This is a genomic window from Oxalobacter aliiformigenes (assembly GCF_027116575.1).
In the GTDB taxonomy this organism is placed as follows: Bacteria; Pseudomonadota; Gammaproteobacteria; order Burkholderiales; family Burkholderiaceae_D; genus Oxalobacter; species Oxalobacter aliiformigenes.
Genome location: NZ_CP098252.1, coordinates 1,425,662 through 1,442,988, shown reverse-complemented (window position 1 = coordinate 1,442,988; position 17,327 = coordinate 1,425,662). Strand labels below are relative to the sequence as shown.

7 protein-coding genes are annotated in these 17,327 nt (G+C 52.8%); 2 read left to right on the top strand and 5 right to left on the bottom strand.

Annotated features, from left to right (window positions below):
- Nucleotides 1–83: 83 nt before the first annotated feature.
- Nucleotides 84–1,406 carry a YihY/virulence factor BrkB family protein gene (locus NB647_RS06710; RefSeq protein WP_269282545.1) on the bottom strand — a complete coding sequence of 441 codons (1,323 nt, stop codon included), beginning with the start codon at nucleotides 1,404–1,406 and terminating at the stop codon, nucleotides 84–86.
- Nucleotides 1,407–1,597: 191 nt separating this feature from the next.
- Between NB647_RS06710 and NB647_RS06705 the strand changes: the two genes are divergently transcribed.
- On the top strand, nucleotides 1,598–3,013 hold the full coding sequence (locus NB647_RS06705; protein ID WP_269282543.1) for an FAD-binding oxidoreductase: 1,416 nt from the start codon (nucleotides 1,598–1,600) through the stop codon (nucleotides 3,011–3,013).
- A 30-nt stretch (nucleotides 3,014–3,043) separates the two neighbouring features.
- Here the strand turns inward: NB647_RS06705 and NB647_RS06700 are convergent, their stop codons facing one another.
- From NB647_RS06700 to NB647_RS06685, 4 genes are all read right to left on the bottom strand, one after another.
- The gene (locus tag NB647_RS06700; protein ID WP_269282541.1) at nucleotides 3,044–7,639 is read right to left on the bottom strand and encodes an EAL domain-containing protein; all 4,596 of its coding nucleotides are present in this window, start codon (nucleotides 7,637–7,639) and stop codon (nucleotides 3,044–3,046) included.
- A gap of 296 nt (nucleotides 7,640–7,935) precedes the next feature.
- A complete protein-coding gene (locus tag NB647_RS06695; RefSeq protein ID WP_269282539.1) occupies nucleotides 7,936–12,588 on the bottom strand; it encodes a sensor domain-containing phosphodiesterase in 4,653 nt (1,550 codons plus the stop codon).
- A gap of 214 nt (nucleotides 12,589–12,802) precedes the next feature.
- Nucleotides 12,803–14,275, bottom strand: coding sequence for a DNA recombination protein RmuC (locus tag NB647_RS06690; protein WP_269284755.1), 1,473 nt, complete (start codon nucleotides 14,273–14,275; stop codon nucleotides 12,803–12,805).
- A 94-nt stretch (nucleotides 14,276–14,369) separates the two neighbouring features.
- Nucleotides 14,370–16,817 (bottom strand): heavy metal translocating P-type ATPase, encoded by a 2,448-nt coding sequence (locus tag NB647_RS06685; RefSeq protein ID WP_416143564.1) that lies wholly within the window; start codon nucleotides 16,815–16,817, stop codon nucleotides 14,370–14,372.
- On the opposite strand from NB647_RS06685, the gene cadR reads away from it, so the two are divergent.
- Nucleotides 16,816–17,301: a Cd(II)/Pb(II)-responsive transcriptional regulator gene (gene cadR / locus NB647_RS06680; RefSeq protein WP_269263833.1), complete on the top strand. Its 486-nt coding sequence runs from the start codon at nucleotides 16,816–16,818 to the stop codon at nucleotides 17,299–17,301. The two genes, NB647_RS06685 and cadR, sit on opposite strands and share 2 nt — an antisense overlap.
- Nucleotides 17,302–17,327 lie beyond the last annotated feature (26 nt).

Genomic DNA, 17,327 nt, shown 5'->3' with positions numbered 1-17,327 from the left:
AAAGAAAACGGTCCGGGCAGCTCCAACATCCGGTGACCCCGTCTGTCCCCGGTTTGCCGGTGCGTCTTTGGCAACCGGGAAGATCAGGTTTTTCCGGTGGCGGCTTCCGGTTTTTCCGGCAGGCTGTCCTCCGGGATGTCGAAATAGTCGGCCAGGGCCAGGTTCAGGCCGTTGTCGATGATCTTGTCCACTTCGAGCGTCAGGTGATCGTCGCTGTTTCCGGCGAAAACGAATTGTCTGAAAACGTCGGCGACCGTGATTTTGCGGGCGTCGCCAATCCATTTCCATTCCCGGGGCCCCCGTTTTCTGAAAGAGACGGTACTGATCATGGAACGTTTCAGCGTCGTTGCCCAGCCGAGTTTTTCCAGTTTTGTCAGACAGTATTCCGTTTCGCTGACACTCAGATGGGTTTGCCGTTCCAGTTCAGTGCGGGAGACGACCAGACTGTGATGTTGTCCCGAATTGTAGAGAACACCGATGATTTTCATGGCATCCGAAAAACGGCTGCCGATCAGTGAAGCGGCATTCCACCGGCCGTTCCGGATATCGGGAAGCAAGGCGGCGACCAGCGCGCCCAAAAGCATGATGAGCGAACTGATGTAGATCCACATCATGAAGATCGGGAAAGCGGCCAGTGCGCCGTATATTCTTTCATAGGAACTGAAGTTGACGATGAAAAAGGCGAAAAGCCGAATGGCGATTTCAAAGGCGACGGCGGCGAACAGTCCTCCGGCGGCCGCGTCTTTCCACAGTACCAGACGATGCGGCAAAATGCGGTAAAGCAGCGTGAACGCGATGGTGGTCCAGATGACGGCGATCAGTGGCGCCGAAATGGTGTTCAGAACCGGCAGCCAGCCGACCAGTCCGTGTTTGGAGAGAACCAGATGGGTGGTCAGATAGATGGATATTCCCAAAAGCAGCGGGGCGAATACGGCAATGGCAATATACAGGATGATGCGTTTTATGAGTGGCCGGGGTGTCATGATGTGCCAGATCCGGTCGAAAGCGCTTTCGATGGTGGAAATGGTGGTCAGTGTCGTAAAGAGCAGTGCCAGACCGCCGACAATGGAAACGTTGGCGGCGTTGGAAGCGAATTCTCCCAGGTAGTTCAGGATGGTACGGGCGATATTGCCCGGTATCATGCCTTGCGCGAAATAGGTTTCCAGCGTGTATTGCAGCGTTCCGAATTCCGGAAACGTGGTGAAAATCGCCAGCATGATGGCCAGCATGGGAACCAGACTCAGGATGATGGTGAAGCTGATGTTGCCCGCCACGTCGGAGAGGTTGTTTTCTTCCACTCTTTCGCGGCAGTAACGCAAAATACCTTTTATGCGGTCTTTGCGGGAAAGATTCGCCAGCCGGGAATCGGTATCGGTCGGTGGGGAGGTGAAAGCCGGTTTTTCCATAAAAACATTTTAAGCTGAAACGACATTGCCAGAGGCAAGCGGGAAAATTTGTTTTATCATGTGGCGGATGCCCGGATTTTGATTTTTAGCGACAAACACGGTTTCATGACTTGGTCGTTGCCGGGGAGCATACCGGTTTGCCCCGGCTGGAAATGCGATGCCGGAACAGGCCCTGATACGAATATCATTTTATGGCACAGGTTTCTTTTATCGAATTATGCAGGAAACTGGTCGGAAACGCTCATGTCATCAGCGATCCTGCAAAGATGGTTCCCTATATCACCGATTACCGCAGGCGATTCACCGGAAAAGCGCTTGCTGTCATTTCGCCGGGTAATACACGGGAAGTGGCCGATATCGTCAAGTTGTGCAAATTGCAGAAGATTCCGGTCGTTCCGCAGGGAGGCAATACCGGCCTTGTCCTGGGAAGCGTTCCGGATACGTCGGGCAAGGCCGTCGTGCTGTCTTTGAGACGCCTGAAACGGATTCGTGAAATCGACGTGGCCAACAATACCATGACGGTCGAGGCTGGGTGTATTCTCGACGATGTCAGGAAAGCGGCGCTGGACGCCGACAGGCTGTTTCCGCTTTCGCTGGCGTCGTCCGGATCGTGTACGATCGGCGGGAATCTGGCCGCCAATGCCGGTGGAACGGCAGTTTTGCGTTATGGAACGGCACGGGAATTGTGTCTGGGGCTGGAAGTCGTCACTCCGGATGGCGATATCTGGAATGGCCTGTACAAGTTACGCAAAAACAATACCGGTTATGACCTGCGCGATCTGTTTGTGGGATCGGAAGGCACACTGGGTGTGATTACTGCTGCCGTTTTGAAGCTGTTTCCACGTCCGAGAACACAGCAAACGGCTTTTGTCGCTCTTCGTACACCGGACGATGCATTGCGTTTTCTGACGATTGCACAGAAATTCGCCGGGTTCGCCCTGACGACGTTCGAGCTGATGTCCCGTTACAGTCTGGAGCTGGTCACGAAGTATTTTCCACACCTGTTGCCTCCCTTGCCCCTGGACAAACCGTATTTCGTCCTGCTGGAACTGTGCGAGAGCGAACCGGAAGAACAGACCGCTGCGCGGTTCGAAAAGCTGCTCCAGTATGCCATCGAGGAAGACATCATCTGCGATGCGGCGCTGGCCCAGACGCTGGCGCAATCCCGTTCGATGTGGAGTTTGCGCGAGAACATTTCGGCAGCCCAGGCGAAAGAAGGCAGGAACGTCAAGCATGATATTGCCGTACCGACGTCTCTTTTTGCCGAATTCATCGAAACGACCGACAGGCAGCTTCAGCATTATTTTCCCGGTTGTCGCATGGTGACGTTCGGTCATCTGGGGGACGGCAGTCTGCACTACAATGTGGGTGCCCCGGAAGGGGTACCGGATGACGAGTTCCTGCTTCGCCAGAACGATATCAACAGGATCGTTTACGACAGTGTCAGCCGCATGCACGGCGCCATTTCCGCCGAACACGGCCTGGGGGCGTTAAAACACGGAGAAAACGCGGGGTACAAAAGCGAAGTGGAAATCCGGATGATGCAACAGATCAAGAAGGCGCTGGATCCCGGCAATCTGATGAATCCGGGCAAGGTACTGCCATAGCGGTACCTGCCCTTTTCATCCCGATCGTTGTCAGGAAACCGTTTCCATCCGGTCGGACATGGCCGTATTCAGGAAATCGGTCGCGACTTTCGCCGTCATGGGTTTTGAAAGATAGTGTCCCTGAATGGCCGTGCAGCCGATTTCTCTCAGAAAGTCGATATGATCTTCCGTTTCGACGCCTTCCGCGATGGTTTTGATGCCCAGGTTGCGGGCCAGCGACACTATCGCACTGACAATGGCCATGTTCTCCGGATTCCGGGGGACATCGCGGATGAATGAACCGTCTATTTTGAGGCTGTGTGCCGAAAATCTGTTGAGATAGGCCAGCGAGGAGTACCCGGTCCCGAAATCATCGATCGAGATTTTGATGCCTCTGTCCTTGAGGCTGTCGATGACGACAATGGCGGCATGCGGTTTTTCCATTGCGACGGTTTCCGTCAGTTCCAGTACCAGCCTGTCCGGATTTATTCCGGCTTCCTGAAGAAGGTCCGATACCTGATCTGTCAGTCTTCTGTCCCTGAACTGGACAGCCGACAGGTTGACCGATACCATGATTTCGTGATGGCCGGCCTGTGTCCATGTTTTCAGTTGTCTGATGACGGATCGCAGTATCCATTCCCCGATCGGAATGATCTGTCCGTTGGATTCGGCAACAGGGATGAATTCCTCGGGAGAGACCGATCCGAGCTGGGGATGTTCCCAGCGCAGCAGCGCCTCGAATCCGACGACGACATTGTGATTTAACGACATGATCGGTTGATAGTTCAGAACGAACTGGTCCCGCTCCAGTGCGCGACGCAATGCACTGTCGAGTTCCAGCATGCGTGCGGATTTTTCCTGCATTTCCGTTGTGAAAAAACAGTAATTGTTCCTTCCGTTCTGCTTGGTACGGTACATGGCCGTGTCGGCGCTGCACGAGAGAGTGTCGAAGTCGATCCCGTCTGTCGGGAACATGGCGATACCGATGGAGGCGGTCAGATTCAGTTCGTGAGGTTCGATATGATAGGGCTTTGCGGCGATGGCAAGCAGTTTTTCGGCAATAATGGTGGCGCCACTTGTGTCGGTGTTGGGAAGCACCAGCACGAACTCGTCTCCGCCCTGCCGGGAAATCGTGTCTTGTTCACGAACGATACTTTTCAGTCTGGCTGCAAACTGTTTGAGCAGTTCATCGCCGATATTGTGTCCCAGTGAATCGTTGACGTTCTTGAATCCGTCCAGATCGAGGAACATCAGGGCGAGCGGTTCGTGCCGGCGGTGTGCAAGGCTGAGCGCCAGATTGCTTCGGTCACGCAACAGGGTTCGGTTGGGCAATCCTGTCAGTGCGTCGAAATGGGCCAGCCACTGGATTTTCTCTTCAGTTTTCTTGCGTTCGGTCATATCGGCGAAAAGACCGATGTAATGGGTCAGCTTGCCGGAGGCATCCCGCATGATCTGGATGGACAGCCATTCCGGATAGATAAAGCCGTCCTTGCGCCGGTTCCAGATTTCTCCCTGCCATGAACCGCTTTTTTCGATCCGGTTCCACATGATCTCGTAAAAATCGCGGTCATGCCTGCCGGAAGCGAGGATTCGGGGAGTGTGTCCGATGGCTTCCTCTTTTTCATAGCCGGTGATTTTGGTAAACGCCTGATTGACCATGACGATATTGCAGGAAGCGTCCAGCAGCATCAGACCTTCGTTACTTTGTGTGAAGACTTGTGCCGACAGTTGAAGCTGGTCTTTCCGGTCGAAATTCTCCAGCGCGAAATCGATGCTGGAAGCCAGTTCCGTCAGCAGTTTGCGGGCAGCGATATCGAAGGCATATGTTTCGCGGGCATTCAGGTTCAGAAAACCGATGATCTTGCCGTATTTGTGGAGCGGCAGACAGGCGATGGCATGTATCTGGTGTTGTCTGGCGACTTCTTTCCAGACCGTCGAGCTGCGAAGAATGTCGCAGACCGGATTGTTTTCATAATCCTGGATCCATACCGGCTTGTCTTCTCGCAGCGCTGTTCTGACGATACCCTGTGTTATCGTTTTGTCGTTTTGGTGGATCACATCCAGTATCTGGGTGATGACGGCGGACGATGTCCCTTCCGTAGCGACCGGATATACCCTGTTTTCCTCGTTGACCAGTCCGATCCAGGCGACATTCACCGTACCGTATTGTGTGACGATCTGGCAGATCTGCCTGAACAGTTCATCCTGTGTAGTGCATCGGGCGACGGCCTGATTGCAGTACCCCAGAATGGCATATAGCTGGTTCAGACGCCGGATTTCCGCTTCGGCGACCTTGCTTTCGACATACAGATGGCGAAGATCGCGTTCCGCTTTTGTCCTGATCTGTTCACGATGGAAGTTTTCAAGGGCGAAATCGATATCGTTGGCGACTTCCATCAGCAAATTCTGAACGGAAGAATCGAAGGCATTCAGCTGCGAGGATGCAAGCAGAAACACTCCGATGATTTTGTCGTTTTTCCTCAGGGGCAATGAGGCGACGGACTGGAGATGGTTTTCGATGGAACGGTCGTGCCAGGGCATACATAACGGATCATGCCGGAAATCCTGGTTCCAGCAGGGTTTTCCGCTGCGTACGGCTTTCCCGACGGTACCATGGCCGTTGGGACTGTTTTCATCGACAGAAATCACGATTTCTTCCAGGAACATGACGCCGTCGCCATATTTCGCCCCTGTTTTGACCATGCGGGTTGACTCGTCAATCAGGCCGATCCATGCCATTTTGACATGGCTGTGGTGAACGATGATCCGGCAGATGTTTTCATACAGTTCACTTTCGTTTTTGCTCCGGGATATGGCATAGGAGCAATGGCTGCGGATGGTGTTGAGCTCGGAGAGTCTGGATACCTGATGTTCGGATTGCCGTTGCCGGGTGATGTCTTCGAATGTGACGACGAAATAATCCGGCGAACGGTCCCTGTTTCTGACGCAACGGGCGTGGATATCGGTCAGTACGATGTTGCCATTTTTGCAGACCAGTTCGCGTTCGGTGTGGATTTCATCCACGATACCCTCTTTCAGGGCAGCCAGCCGGGATTTTTCCTCTTCCGTATCGGGCCTGAGACAAATGTCGTCCCAGCTTTTCAGCGTCATTTCCTCTCTGGTATAACCCAGAATGTTGCAGATTTTGTCATTGCACTGAAGCCAGCAGTCCATCCGGGAAGAAAGGATGGCCATCCCGGTGAAAGGCATGGTATAGAATTTGTCCTGCAATTTGTCGTTCTGGATCCGGCGTGCGAGATTGCGGTTCTTTTGGTGCATTTTCCATACCAGAAGCAGGGCAAGACCGATAACCAAAACCGCAAAGAATGTGATGATGGCAACACCGAAAGCCGAGTTCTGCACGGAACGGATGGCCTTGTTGTAGTCGTGCTTGAAAATGAGTTTCCAGTCCGTGTCCCTGATGTTGTTCCATGCGATGAAAACTTTTTCCTGGTTGTAATCGTTGCCGATCCCGCTCCCGGTTTCAGCGATCGCAGCGAGTGACGGTATGGTTTCACGACTGTTCACGGGGGTATAGACGATGTCGTTTCCGTTGTTTCCGGATGGTTTGATTGACAGCATGGCGGTTCCGTTTCCTTCCGGGCGGCGAAGAACGATTTCCCTTCCGGGATGTGACCTGAGCCAGGTGTTGAAATTCTGCGTCAGATATGTTTTCGGATCGAACGCGATCAGAACGGCGCCCATCGCTTCCTGCATCCGGTCGATCAGGATGTAGGGAATCACGATTTCGAACCCGGATTCACCCTGTGAATAAATATTGTGCCTGATTTTTCTGACATAAGGCCGGTTCATCAGTTCGAGCAGCGATTGCCGGTTGTTTATTGCGAGCGTCAGGTTCTCGCCAAGGGAAAGCAGTTCGTTTCCTTTGGAGTCAATGATTTTGATGCTTTTGTATTGCTGGGCTTTTTTGAGTGTCGTGAGAAAATCGATGACATCCAGTTTGGCAATGGCATTGTTTTCGAAACGCCATTTTTCGAAACTTTGGCGGAAAAATGAACTGCTCAGGACGACGGAACCGATATCGCGCTGTTCTTCCAGCCAGTTTTCGATATTGAAGGTTTTTGTTTGTACGTTGGTCTCGAGATTGTCCAGCATTTCTTTTTCCAGATGCGAACTGTACAGTTTCGGAATGCCGAAGCTGATAGCCGGTATGATCAGAAGCAGGCCGAGAAAGACCAGCAACAACCGGTAATCGCCGCTTTTCCGGTATGCACTGGTCATTTTTGAAGAACGGTATTCGTCGAAATACCAGAGAAACAGGTAAAGAAATGAACTGGCGATACCGACCAGTGCCAGATTGGTTTTCAGGGCGAATTCAATCATCGTCCCCGGGTTTTCGGAATGGTGGTAGACGAAAATATCCGCGAAGAGATAATAAAGTGATGTCAGCAGGATATAAAAGAATACGATGTTTCTCCGATGCGGAAGAAAATCCGACAGTTCGCTTTTTGCCAAAAGGAAATGAAGCAGAAAGGCGCTCAATATCACGAATACAACTCCCGTCATACCAAACAGATGGTACCGCAGACGGGTTTCTTCGGAGAAAACGGACAGACAGTAAATAATGCACAAGATGGTGAATGAAGAACTGGCGGCAAAAAGCAGCGCGGTGTGACCGATACTCATGAATTTGCCCAGTCGGAGATGCTCTGAGAGCTTGAAAGTATTCGATATTTTGTCTGTCATTATCCTGAATTCCCTTATTTGATACGGACGGCAAGTCCCGAGAGGACATAATGTTTCCGTGTGGAAACATTATTGCACGTATTTATATTTTTTTGCGTGAAATGGAAATTTTTGATGAAAATATTTTAATTTCCAATCAAGTGAATGTTTTTAAAAGGGAAAGTCATGAGTGGCTATAAAAAACGAGCCATTTTCCGTGGCTCGTTTACGACATTTTATAGTAAATCGATAGGAATTCAGGTTTTTGTTTCCATATATCCGTTTCCAAGGAAAGCCGCGACATCGTCTGCCGCGAGCGGTCTTGACAGATAATAACCCTGTATTTCCGTACAGCCTCTTGAACGAAGGAACTCGAGCTGTTCCCGGGATTCGACACCTTCGGCGACAGTTCTCATGTCCAGACTGCCGGCCAGCGAGATCACGGCGGAAACGATAGCCATATCTTTGGTATCGGCAGGAATGTCCTGAACGAAAGACCGGTCGATTTTGAGGCTGTAAAGATCGAATCGTTTCAGATAGGTCAGAGAGGAATAGCCTGTCCCGAAGTCGTCGATGGATATGTTGATGCCTTTTTTTCTCAGTTCCTCGATAACGGTTATGGCCGCTATCGGATTTTCCATGGCGACACCTTCTGTCAGTTCCAGCTGGAGACATTCGGGCGGTACGCCGGCTTCATCCAGAATGTTCATGACCAGTTCCGGCAAGCGGTGATGACGGAACTGGACGGCGGAAAGATTGACGGAAATCGTGAAGTCGTAAAGTCCATTGTCGCGCCATGTCCTGAGCTGTCTGACAGCTGTTTTGAGAACCCATTCGCCGATCGGGATGATCTGGCCGTTGGATTCGGCGATCGGAATGAATTCGTCCGGGGGGATATTGCCGAACTGGGGGTGTTTCCAGCGGATGAGCGCCTCGAATCCGACGATCCGGTTGGTATCCAGGGAAAGTTGCGGCTGGTATACCAGGCTGAACTGGTGGCGTTCCAGTGCCCTTCTCAAGGCATTGTCGATCTGCAGGGTCCGGGCCGACCGTGCCTGCATTTCGGTCGTGAAGAAGCAGTAGTCGTTCCTGCCGGTCTGTTTGGCACGGTACATGGCGGCATCGGCGCTGCGCCAGAGGGTGTCGAAGTCGGTACCGTCTGTCGGGTACATCGCGATGCCGATCGAAACCGTCAGGTTGATTTCATGGCGTTCGATGTTGTATTGCCGGGCCGCGATCCCCAAAAGCCGTTCGGCCAGATAGGCGGCACCGTCCGTATCGGTTCCGGGAAGGATCAGGACGAATTCGTCGCCGCCCAGCCGGGAGATGGTATCCTGTTCCCTGACGGACGTGGACAGCCTGTCGGCGAACTGCTTTAACAGTTCGTCACCGATTCCATGGCCCAGCGAGTCGTTGACGTTTTTGAAATTGTCCAGATCGAGAAACATCAGGGCGAGCGGTTCATGACGGCGCTGTGCCAGGCTGATGGCCAGATTGCTGCGGATATGCAGAAGTGTCCGGTTCGGTAGTCCGGTCAGCGGATCGAAATGGGCAAGCCATTTGACCCGTTCTTCCGTTTCCTTTCGTTCCGTCAGGTCGGTGAAGGTTCCGATATAGTGAGTCAGATTGTTTTTTGCATCGCGCATGGTCTGAATCAACAGCCATTCGGGGTAAATGGCGCCGTTTTTGCGTCGGTTCCAGATTTCACCCTGCCAGCGTCCTTCCCTTTCGATGGCTTCCCACATGGTTGTGTAGAAATTGCGGTCATGTTGCCCGGATGACAACATTTTCGGATTCCGTCCAAGCACTTCGTTTTCCGTGTAGCCTGTGATATGGGTGAATGCCCTGTTGATCATGACGATGTTGCAACCGGCGTCCAAAAGCATGATCCCTTCGCTGCTCTGGGCAAAAATCTGTGCCGACAGCTGGAGCTGTTCCTCTTTCTCGAAATGTTCCAGGGCGAAGTCGATGTCTTCCATCAGTTCCTGCAAAAGCCTCTGGGATGAATCAGTAAAGGCATTTAAGACATTGGCATAGAGGAATACGGCACCGATGACATGTCCGTTGCGATGCAAGGGAAGAATGGCGGACGAACGCCAGCTGAACTGTCTGATATGCGTTCGCCAGTTTTTCATGGCGGGTTCGTTGATGAAGTCCTGCATCCAGACCGGCCTGTTTTCCCGGATGACTTCACCGGCGGGTCCCTGCCCTGCCGGATGGTCTGGCAGGGCGTTGATATAAAGATCTTTCAGATATTCCTGGTGATCGCCGGCAGATGCGACCGGCACGATATCCAGCGTCTTGCGGTTGAGCAGCCCGACCCAGGTGAAGTCCATTTGCCCGTATTCGACGATGTCGTGGCAGATCTGGACAAACAGTTCCTGCTGGTTTTTGCATCGTATGATGGACTGGTTGCATTGGGAGAGCGCGGCATACAGTTGATTCAAGCGCCTGATTTCGTCTTCGGCCTGCATGCGTTCCGTATAAAGCTGGCGATAATTTCTCTCGCTTTCTTCCAGTTCTTTCGCGGTCCGTTTGCGGACGGCTTCCCGCTCGAAATTGTCAAGTGCGAAATTCAGATCGTTTGCCATTTCGTTCAGGAGATTTTTCGACTGGTCATCGTAGGCGTCTGGCTCGGATGAATAGACTTTCAGTACGCCGATAGGTTTGCCTGCCTGGTAAAGCGGAAAAACGGCAAGGGAACGGACTGACATTTTTTCGAGCAGCTCATTCCAGGGAGTCATGAGAGAAGTACGATGGACATCCTGTATCCAGAGCGCCCTGTTTTCACGTAATGCCACGGCGGCCGGGCTATTGTTTTTCATGCTGTCGAATCCTGTGACGATACGCATGGTCTGGATGGAGTCGATCAGTTCATCGGGAATGCCATGTGAGACAGTCATATCGACTTTTCCGGATTGTTCATCGATCAGTCCGATCCAGGCCACTTTGAAACGGCCTGCACTGTAGTTGACGATACCGTAACAGATTCGTTCGAAAAGATCTTTTTCCGTTCTGGAATGGATAATAGCCTGATTGCAATGCGAGAGGGTGGCGTAAAGCTGGCTGAGCCGGTAGATCTGGCTCTGGGCGACCTTGCGTTCGGTAATGTCCTCGACCGTAACGACCAGATAGTCCGAGGTACCGCCTGACGCGACGACACAGCGGAAATGGACTTCCGCAATGGCTGTTTCGCCGTTTTTCCGGCAAAACGTTTTTTCTTCGGTGAATTCGGTGGAATCTCCCCGCCCGAGTGCCTTGAGTATCGGGTGTTCTTCCATGCAGGGTTGGCCGCACAGTTCCAGCCATCCTTTTTTACTGAATTCTTCCCGGGAATAACCGAAAATATCGCACAGGGTGTCATTGAAATGGATCCATTTGTCCAGGGTAACCGAGAGAACGCCCATTCCGATAAAGGGCAAGGTGTAAAAGTTGTTCAGCAGCTGTTTTTCACGCAGGTCGGCGGCAAGGATTTGCGAACGCTGGAGAACATGCCAGATGAACAGGAGAATGACTCCGAAGATCATCAAAATGGAGATGAACGCCAGATTGAACCAGAAAGCCAGATTGCGTACGGGAGCCATCAGGTTGCGCTGGTCGATCTTGACGACGGCGAACCAGTCTGTTCCCTTGACCGGGTACCAGGCGGCCAGTGCCGTTTCGTCATACAACGTGTTTCCCTTGAGCGTTCCGGGTTTCTTTCCTCCGGCCAGGATGGCACGGGACAGACCGTTGTTTGTGGCCGGGAAAACCTTGATGACGGAATTGCCGGATTCGCCCGGGTCTTTTCTGAAAAGCATGGTGTCCTTGCCTTTTTGTTCGACCAGAAGAATCTGTTTGTCCGAAGTGGTTTCGCTCCAGTGATCCAGGTAACTGCTCAGGTATTCTTTTTGATCAAGGATGACGAAAACCCATCCCAGCGGGTTATGGGTGTTTTTCATATACAGTGGGACGATGAAATCGGTCCGGTTGGTGTCTTTGCTGTAGAGTTCCTCATAAGACTTCTGGACGGCGTTTTTGATCTGTCTTTGAGCCTCGGCAGGATTTATCATGGGGGGGCCTATGGAGACAACCGGTCTTCGTTGCGTATCGAAAAGAATCAGTGTTCTGTATTGTTGGGCGGTTTTCAGCGATTCGAATTGTCCCAGGATAGCGGTTCTGGCGACAAGGTCGCCGTTTTTTTCCAGTTTCCTGACATTTTCGATGAAACTGGAACTAGTCAGCGTCAGAAATGTGGAATGTTCCCGTTCCCCCAACCAGCCTTCCAGCTGCAGTGCCCTTATTTGCGCAGACATTTTCAGTTCAGAGAATGCGTTGTTTTCGACTTGTGGCGACAACAGTTCCAGTATGGTGAAGCTGATAAAGGGGATGAGCAGCGTCAAAAAGAGAATGATCAGTACGGTCCGGTAAACGCCTGATTGCAATGTGAACCGTGTGAAAGTCTGCCGGTTCCGGTCGAGCCAGTTCTGGACGGAACTCAGGAAAAGAAACAGGGTAAATGTCGTGCACCCGATCAGAATCAGGCCCGAAATGTAGATGAACACGCCACGAAGAACCAGATCATCGAGGGCGAAGTATGTGAAAAGGCGGATGAAAACGATCCAGAAAATCCAGAACAGGAAATGGACGAACGAAAGGTTTCGGGGAGTTATCCGCCATTTGCCAATGTCGGGCAGTGTTTTGAGCCGGTAAATCAGTGCATACAGCAGAAAGGACGACAACAAGGCAAACGAGAGGCGAAATACCAGCAGTCCCAGAAAATGGGGGTCTTTTCCCGAACTGAAATGATGTTCGACAAAGTAGCTGCTCAACATCCATAACAGGCCGAACGCAAAATAGCAGAATGTGATTCGCACCGGCCTGAATGGCCGGTCAGGCACATCCTGAAGCGGTTGCATGAGCTGGGGCATCGTGGGAAATGGAATATCTGGGTATTTGCCTGACTATCCGTTTGGTTGAATTTCTTTCAGGAAATTATCTCATGCCACAGTTTTTTTGGGAGTACGGGTATTGTTTTTTATGTGTTGGTGTTCAGGAAACAGAGCGCGTACCGGAATCAACATCTTGATTTTATAAGTTGAAACCGGTTTCTGTTGCTATATAGAAACAGATACCGGCGTGTTTTCATCCACGTGATGGTTCATCGTCTCCGGTGAACGGTTCCATTCCCAGCAGTTCCTGTGTCCTGTTTTCCGGCAATGCTTCGACTTTTCTGAGTTTGCGTGTCATCTGGCGGGTACGCACCTGCGCGTCGTCGATGTTTTTCGCTGCCCTCTCGAGCACTTTCCTGGTCGCATCCAGTACGGTGCCGAATTTGGAGAATTCGGTTTTGACGGCACCCAGTATTTCCCATACTTCGGATGAACGTTTTTCCAGCGCCAGTGTCCTGAATCCCATCTGGAGACTGTTCAACAGTGCCGACAGGGTGGAGGGACCGGCAATGCTGATCCGGAAAGTCCGTTGCAATTCGTCGGAAAGGCCGGGACGGCGCATGACTTCGGCATAAAGACCTTCTGTCGGCAAAAACAAAAGCGCGAAATCGGTGGTATGGGGAGGAGCAAGGTATTTTTCCGCGATGGTTTTGGCCTGAAGCCGGATGGCCCGTTCCAGTTCCCTGCCCGCCTGGGCGACACCGTCCGCATCGGCATGCTCGGATGCCTCGACCAGACGTTCGTACTGTTCTTTCGGAAATTTGGCGTCCACCGGCAGCCAGACCGGAGAGGATTCATCCTGCTTGCCGGGCAGTTTGATGGCGAATTCGACGAAAGCACCGGATCCCGGGACTGTTTCCACATTTTTGGCGTACTGTCCGGGCGTCATGATCTGTTCAAGCAGCATTTCCAGCTGGACTTCACCCCATGTTCCCCGGGTTTTCACATTGGTCAGGACCCTTTTCAAATCCCCTACTCCCATCGCCAGCTGGTGCATTTCTCCCAGTCCCTGATGGACTTTTTCAAGCCGTTCGGATACGAGCCTGAACGATTCGCCCAGCCGCTTCTCAAGCGTCGCATGTAGCTTTTCATCGACAGTCTTGCGCATTTCTTCGAGTTTTCTGGCGTTGTCGGCCTGGAGTTCACGGATCTTGTCTTCCAGTGTCTGGCGGACTTCGGACATGCGTTTCGCGTTCGATTCAGTCAGGGACGTCAGTGTCTGGTGCAGCGTGTCTCCGAAACGTTTCATGGCATCTGACTGTTCCTGCCGGGCGGAAAGCGCCTGACTGGCGAAGTTTTCACGCATTTTTTCAAGCTGTTCGGCGTTGCCTGCCGTCAGTTTCGCCAGTTGTCCGGAAAAAGCACGTATCTGGTCGTTTTGCAATGTGGAAACGCTTGTCATCTGGTGGACGATTCCCTGCTGGAAACGGGCCAGAGAGGCGGATAACTCCTGCCGGGTACCCTGCGCGCTGATCAGCACCTCTTCGCGCAGCTGCCGTTCGGTGCGTTCGCTGACGGTCTGTATGACGGTTTCCAGTTGTCTTTTGTATTCGTCGGAAAGATCTCCGGAGGCGGTCTGACGTGTTTGCCTAAAGAGCAGGATCAGCAGAAGAATGAGGCAGGCGGCAGCCAGAAGAATCGGCAGATATGAAAACAGGGCATTCATGAAAACGGTTCGCAAAACAGATGACAGAGAAGGCACCAGAGAAATCCGGTGCCGCTTTTTCCGTTATTTTACCCTGTCCGGGAAAATGCCATTCCTATTTGCGCAAAACGCGCAGGCCGTTTAGCAGAACCAGCAGGCTGGCCCCCGTGTCGGCGAAAACGGCCATCCACATCGTTGCCGAGCCGAACAGGGCCAGTGCGAAGAAAACCAGCTTGATTCCCAGTGCGATCAGGATGTTTTGCCAGAGAATGGAATAGGTACTGGCCGAAAGGTCAATCATTTGCGGGATACGGCGCAAGTCGTCGTTCATGATCACGACGTCGGCGGCTTCCATCGCGATATCCGTTCCCGCATCGCCCATGGCGATACCGGTATCCGCATGCGCAAGGGCCGGTGCATCGTTGATGCCGTCGCCGATCATGGCGGTTTTGCCGTACTGTTTTTGCAGTTCGCAGACGGCATCCAGTTTCTCGGCGGGCAACAGGTTTCCGCGGACGTTTTCGATACCGGCTTCGTCCGCAATGGTTTTCGCTGTCGTTTCATTGTCTCCCGTCAGCATGACGGTCATGATGCCTTTTCTTTTCAGGGCGGCCAGCGCTTCGCGCGAAGTGGCCTTGATCGTGTCGGCGACCGCAAAAATAGCCAGTACTTCACGTCCGGATGCGAGAACGGTCACCGTGTAGCCCTGTTTTTCGTATTCAAGCAACAGGCGGTGGACGTCCGGACGGCAGAGCCCTTTTTCCTCGATCAGGCGGTGATTGCCCATGATCAGGGAATGTCCTTCGATCGTACCGGAAACACCTCTTCCCGGCAGATCGGTGAATCCGGAAACAGCTCTGGCGGTACGGTTCAGGCCGGATGCGATCGCTCGGGATACCGGGTGGCCGGAACTGTCGGCCAGACCGGCCGCCCAGTCAAGAATATCGTTTTCCGGAAAGTTTTCCGAAATGATTTTCGTGTCCAGAAGACGTGGTTTTCCTTCCGTGATCGTACCGGTCTTGTCTAAAGCCACGACTCTGATGTTACGGGCTTCTTCCAGATAAACGCCTCCTTTCATCAGAATGCCGCGTCGTGCGGCCGAGACCAGCCCGCTGACGACAGTGACCGGTGTGGCGATCACGAGTGCACAGGGACAGGCGATGACCAGCATGACAAGTGCCTTGTATAAGGCCTGCAACCATGTCCAGCCGAACAGAAACGGTGTGGCGACGGCTACGCACAGGGCGACCAGAAAGATTAGCGGTGTATAGATGGCAGCGAAGCGGTCGACGAAACGCTGGGTCGGTGCACTGGCTTCCTGCGCTTCCTCGACAGCCTTGATGATGCGGGCGACAACCGTATCGTCCGATAAGGCCGTGACGCAAAATTCCAGTGTGCCGGATTCGTTGATGGTTCCGGCGAAAACGGAATCCCCCGGTTTCTTGTCGACCGGAATGCTTTCTCCCGTAACGGGTGACTGGTCGACAGTACCGGCGCCGCCGGTGACTGTTCCGTCCAGCGGAATGCGTTCGCCCGGTCGCACCCTGATTGTGGCGTTCAACGTGACGTTTTTGACCGGTACGGCATTCCATGTTCCGGTTTCATCCCGGATTTCGGCTGTCGGCGGGGTCAGGTCGAGAAGATTGCGGATGGCGTTGCGCGCCCTGTCGACCGAGCGGGCCTCGATCAGTTCGGCAATGGCATATAACGCCATGACCATCGCGGCTTCGGGCCACTGTCCGATCAGGAAAGCACCTGTCACGGCGACGGTCATCAGGGCATTGATGTTGAGCCGTAACCCCAGCAGGGCCGCCAGTCCCTTGCGGTAAGTGGAAAAACCGGAAAGCCAGATCGCGACAACAGACAAAATCATGCCGCCGATTTCTGTCGCCATGATATCGCCGGAGACAACATGCAGGATTTCGACGACGCAGGCAATGGCCAGGGCCAGCCAGTAGCGCCAGACACGCTCTTCATTGCGGGGAGAACCGGTTTCGGTATCTCCTGTCGTTATCCGTTCAGGGACATATCCCGCCTTTTTGATGGCGGCGATACTTTTTTCGACGGTTTCCCTGTCGGCCTCAATAGACAGGGTTCGGGAAGCCAGCTGGAAATCGAGGTTTCTGATGCCTTCGATCCGGGACAGGACACTTTTGATATCATTGACTTCGACCGGACAATCCATGCTGTCTATGTAAAAGACGGACTGTCCTTTCGGCCAGTTCCCGGTTACAGGCCGTAGGGCCGCTTGTCCGGCGGCACAGGAAGCGGCGCATCCGCAATGTACGGCCTGTCCGTGAGCGTGATTGTGTCCGTGTTCATGGTGGTGTGAATGACTGTGAAAATCATGCCCGTGTTTTTCCTCATGCGAGTGTTCATGATGATTTTTGACGGTGTGATCGTGTTTGTGTGATTCGAAAGACTCGCGTGTCATGATTTCCCTCCCGTTTCCCGTTATTGGAAACCCTGTAGCCACTTCAGAGTCAAGAAGTTGTACAATACCGGCTGACGTGACATGGATGGCGACAGCCGGCAACGTGGAACCGGGAAAGGAGCGTTTCATGAAAATCGGGGAACTGGCACGGAAAACGGGAATGCAGGTCGAGACAATCCGTTATTACGAAAAGGAAGGACTTTTGCCGAAAATCGGCCGGACCGGAAGCAATTACCGGGTTTATACGGATGTGCATGTGGACAGGCTGCTGTTTATCCGTCATTGCCGTTCACTGGACATGACGCTGGATGAAATCCGGGTTCTGCTGCATTTCAAGGACATGCCGAAAGAAAGTTGCGATCGGGTCAATGCCCTTCTGGACGAACATATCGGCCATGTCGCCGAGCGTATCCGGGATCTGAAAAAACTGGAGAAACAGCTCAGGATGCTGAGGGAAAGCTGTCGTGAAGCGAAGGACACGGCCAGTTGCGGGATCCTCAATGCTCTTTCCTGCCCGGTATCGGGCACCTTTGACGAAAACGGTTCCACCTGTTCCCATGTGCATCGGACGCATGGCGGCGATTTGCATACCCAACGCAAGAAAACGGACTGAACGGGAGAAAATCGTATCGCTGTCTT